A 3778-nucleotide genomic window follows, 5' to 3' on the forward strand; every position below is an offset into this window, starting at 1 on the left:
AAAAACAAGTTAACCATAGAGGTTGGGAAGATTTAGCTAGTAAAACGACCGATGACATACTATCGGTGGATAAAATATTTTATACTGCACCAGCAGAAAAACAAACTAAATTAAGGAATGATTTATATAGTATTACTGCAAGCATTGATTTGGGTCAAAAATTACATGTTGTAAATAAGTATGGACATGAACATAGTAAACATTATAGTGATATGTTTAAATATATTGATTTAATTATAGTAGATGAGATTGATCGCCTTAAAGTGCAACATTTAGAGCAATTAAGAGCTATTTATGATGAACATAATTTAGCAATGATATTTATTGGTATGCCGGGCATAGAGAAAAAACTATCTCGTTATCCTCAACTATATTCGCGCATAGGTTTTGCGCATGAATTTGATAATCTAAGTAAAGATGAGACGCATCATATATTAGAATATAAGTGGCAAGATTTAGGATTTGATTTAAAACTCGAAGACTTTACTGATTATGAGGCAATAACGACGATTATTAAAATCACAAAAGGGAATTTTAGGCTGATTCATCGTTTATTTGCGCAGATAGACAGAATTATGGATATAAATGGTTTAGATAAAATAAGTACAGAAGTTGTAGAAACAGCTAGAGATAGTTTAGTTATAGGTATTCGATAATAGAAAAAGTAACGCATTTTAATATAGTGCGTTGCTTTTCTCATTTTTTAGGTAAAGTCATTCTCATATATCGAATAAAGTGACAGCATCGAGAAGTAGATTTTATTAATAAGTATAAGCACCCATAAAACAATTAGTAAGAGGTGGTATTCAAATGGCTAAAATTGGTTATGCACGTGTATCAACACAAGATCAAAGTCTTGATGGACAAATTGATACACTTAAAGACTATGGTTGTGAACGTATCTTTAGCGAAAAAGTGAGTGGTCGCAAAACGAAAAGAACAGAACTTGATAAGTGTTTAGACTATTTACGTGAAGGAGACATCCTAGTTATCTATAAATTAGATCGTCTTGGACGTACAACAAAACAATTAATTGATCTGTCTCAATGGTTAGATGAAAACGGCATTGATTTACATATTATTGATATGAATGTGTCAACCAAAGATGCGATGGGAAAAATGTTTTTTACAATGATGAGTGCATTTGCAGAACTTGAAGCTAACTTATTAAGTGAACGTACGAAAAAAGGTCTAGAAGCTGCGAGAGCAAGAGGGAGAAAAGGCGGCCGTCCTTCTTTGCCAGATTATAAGAAAAGAGAAATCAAATTCTTATACGATGAACAAAAACTAACTGGGGAAGAGATTGCTAAACAGACAGATGTTAGTCGTTCAACGGTATACAGAATAATAAAAAATAATTAGTTTAAAAAACTGGTAACGTGAAGAAATAATAAAAAGGGAGGAAATTTATTGGAACTTAGACATATGCAGTATTTTGTAGAAGTCGTAAAGCAAAAAAGTATGACCAAAGCAGCATCTAATCTTTTTATCACACAACCCACAATTAGTAATACAATTAAATTATTAGAAGAAGAATTAGATGTAAATTTATTTAATAGGTATAAAAACCAAATATACTTAACTGACGCAGGAGAAGCTTTCTTTTTCCAATGTAAAGAAATGCTTAAAATGTATGATAATATCCCTAATGAGTTAAGTAATTTATTAGAATTAAAAAAGGGACATTTGAAAATTGGAATCCCTACTATTATTAATATAAGAATATTAATTGGCTTAATTTCGGAATTTCATGAAATGTATCCTAATATAACTTTTCAACTTTTTGAAAATGGTAGTAAAAAAATTGAAAACGATGTATATTATGGCGATTTGGACATGGGAATTACTGTACTTCCTACAAATAATAAAAACTTTGATATATTCTCTTTTTCAGAAGAAAAATTAAAACTGGTCGTTCATAAAAATCATGCATTATCTAAAAAAACAAAGATTGATATTGAAGATTTACAAGAACAAGAATTTATTTTATTCAATTCTGATTTCTATTTAAACGATAAAATCAAAAATACATGTAGAAATTATGGCTTTAATCCTAATATAATTTTTGAAACCACCCAATGGAGCTTCATAGAAGAAATGTTATTAAATAATCTAGGGATATGTATATTACCCGAAGGAATACTAGGCTTATTAGATAATAATTTACAAGCCATCGATATTAATGAACCTTCCATGAAATGGGAACTTGGTATTATTTGGAGAAAAGATATTATAGTTGATTCTTTAACAAAAAATTGGATTAAATTTCTCCAAGAAAACTTCTTAATTAACTATTAAATATAAAAGCATTTGAGAAATTTATAGCTATATAAAAAAAGGATATTTTATATTTATACACTCTCGCTCTATAATTAGAATGTAAAATATTATAGAAACGGGAGTTTTTTATGGAAAATTATAAATTTCCTAGAGATAGTAAAATTGTCAGTACGGATCAAGTATTAATTAATGATTTAAACAATTATAATACACTGTTTGGGGGGGTATTAATGAAAAAAATTGATAATAACGCAACGCTATCAGCTAGAAGACATGCAAGAGTTAAAGAATGTGTTACAGCTTCTACAGATTCAGTAGAATTTTTATATCCAATCACCCAATCTGATTCCGTTTGTATAGAATCTTATGTAGTTTATACAGGAGAAAAATCTATGGAAATATTTTGTAAAGTCATTTCAGAAGATATGATTACTGCAGAAAGAAAAATTGCTGCTGTAGCTTTTCTTACTTTTGTAGCTTTGGATGAAAATAAAAAACCAATTAAAATACCCAAAATCTCTCCTCAGTCCAAAGAAGAAAAATTATTATTTATGGATGGCGAAGAAAGAGCTAAAATGCGAAAAATTAAACGATCACAAACTAAAAATATAATTGACTCTCTTGATATTAATAAGCCATGGGAATTGGAGTAGTGATAAAATGATTAATGAAATGGAAGAATTAAACCAAATTAAGTTAGATTTGAAAAAACTAAGAAACGAATTTCCTAGTATGTATGAAAAGTTAGAATATATAGCTAGTTTGACAAGACAATTAAGTATCCATTATAAATATTTAGGAGTACTTATGTTTTCAGATAACCGTGAAAATATTCAAAATGAGAGACCAACTTTAATAAGAGAATCTGTTTTGAAATTATATGAACAAGAAGTTGCAAAAGTTAAAAAAGATACTAATTTTGTGTTTTTTAAAGATATGATATTAAAATTCCAAAATGTGGACTACTCACAAATATTTCTTATCATTTTAGGTGCCGAACCTGGTTTTGTATTTAATAATACAATTATTAAATAATAAATAATAAATTCATTAAGAATGCTTAGACTAAAAAATTATAAAAATTCACAAATTATTTGACTAAATGAAACTATATTTTAGCTAATAAAAGAGCCGCTCTGATTTTTTAGAGTGGCTCTTTTATTAGCTTTTATAACTTAACGAGAATTTTTGCTTGTGATTTATCGTTTACAAGCTGTTTAAATCCTGACTCCACAATATCATCTAACTCTATCTCATCAGTAACGACATCTTTAACTTTTAAATTACCTTCATTAATTAAATCTATTGTTTGTTGAAATGTAGTAGGTGTATAAGCAATTGTCGAAGTGAGCTTTACACCTGTATTTGTTAATTGCATTGGATTCCATTCAATAGGATGACCAAATATAGACACTATAACGACAGTACCTCTTGCTTTAGTAACGTCTATAGCAGATTTAAGTGTTGGTGCTACACCAGCTACTTCAAATGCTACATC

General features: G+C 28.6%; 6 protein-coding genes. 5 read left to right on the forward strand and 1 reads right to left on the reverse strand.

The window, feature by feature from the left end:
• The 5 genes from KA926_RS07490 to KA926_RS07510 form a co-directional block, all read left to right on the forward strand.
• On the forward strand, nt 1–656 hold a 656-nt coding region (locus tag KA926_RS07490; RefSeq protein WP_210141390.1), incomplete at its 5' end, for an AAA family ATPase.
• Nucleotides 657–810: 154 nt separating this feature from the next.
• A complete protein-coding gene (locus KA926_RS07495) occupies nt 811–1362 on the forward strand; it encodes a recombinase family protein (RefSeq protein WP_011304040.1) in 552 nt (183 codons plus the stop codon).
• 48 nt (nt 1363–1410) lie between these two features.
• Nucleotides 1411–2298 (forward strand): cidABC operon transcriptional activator CidR, encoded by an 888-nt coding sequence (gene cidR, locus KA926_RS07500; protein ID WP_070039664.1) that lies wholly within the window; start codon nt 1411–1413, stop codon nt 2296–2298.
• Nucleotides 2299–2408: 110 nt separating this feature from the next.
• Nucleotides 2409–2933 (forward strand): acyl-CoA thioesterase, encoded by a 525-nt coding sequence (locus tag KA926_RS07505; RefSeq protein ID WP_011867724.1) that lies wholly within the window; start codon nt 2409–2411, stop codon nt 2931–2933.
• A 7-nt stretch (nt 2934–2940) separates the two neighbouring features.
• The gene (locus KA926_RS07510) at nt 2941–3315 is read left to right on the forward strand and encodes a hypothetical protein (protein WP_011867723.1); all 375 of its coding nucleotides are present in this window, start codon (nt 2941–2943) and stop codon (nt 3313–3315) included.
• Between the two features lie 133 nt (nt 3316–3448).
• Here the strand turns inward: KA926_RS07510 and KA926_RS13930 are convergent.
• A partial coding sequence (locus KA926_RS13930; protein WP_245335852.1) for a zinc-binding dehydrogenase occupies nt 3449–3778 on the reverse strand: 330 nt, incomplete at its 5' end.

It is taken from the genome of Staphylococcus sp. GDY8P94P, from assembly GCF_017892255.1.
In the GTDB taxonomy this organism is placed as follows: Bacteria; Bacillota; Bacilli; order Staphylococcales; family Staphylococcaceae; genus Staphylococcus; species Staphylococcus cohnii.

Bases quoted from the DNA above. Each gene is read 5' to 3' on its own strand.
- KA926_RS07505 (WP_011867724.1), top strand. From the start codon at position 2,409: ATGGAAAATTATAAATTTCCTAGAGATAGTAAAATTGTCAGTACGGAT.
- KA926_RS07510 (WP_011867723.1), top strand. From the start codon at position 2,941: ATGATTAATGAAATGGAAGAATTAAACCAAATTAAGTTAGATTTGAAA.
- KA926_RS07495 (WP_011304040.1), top strand. From the start codon at position 811: ATGGCTAAAATTGGTTATGCACGTGTATCAACACAAGATCAAAGTCTT.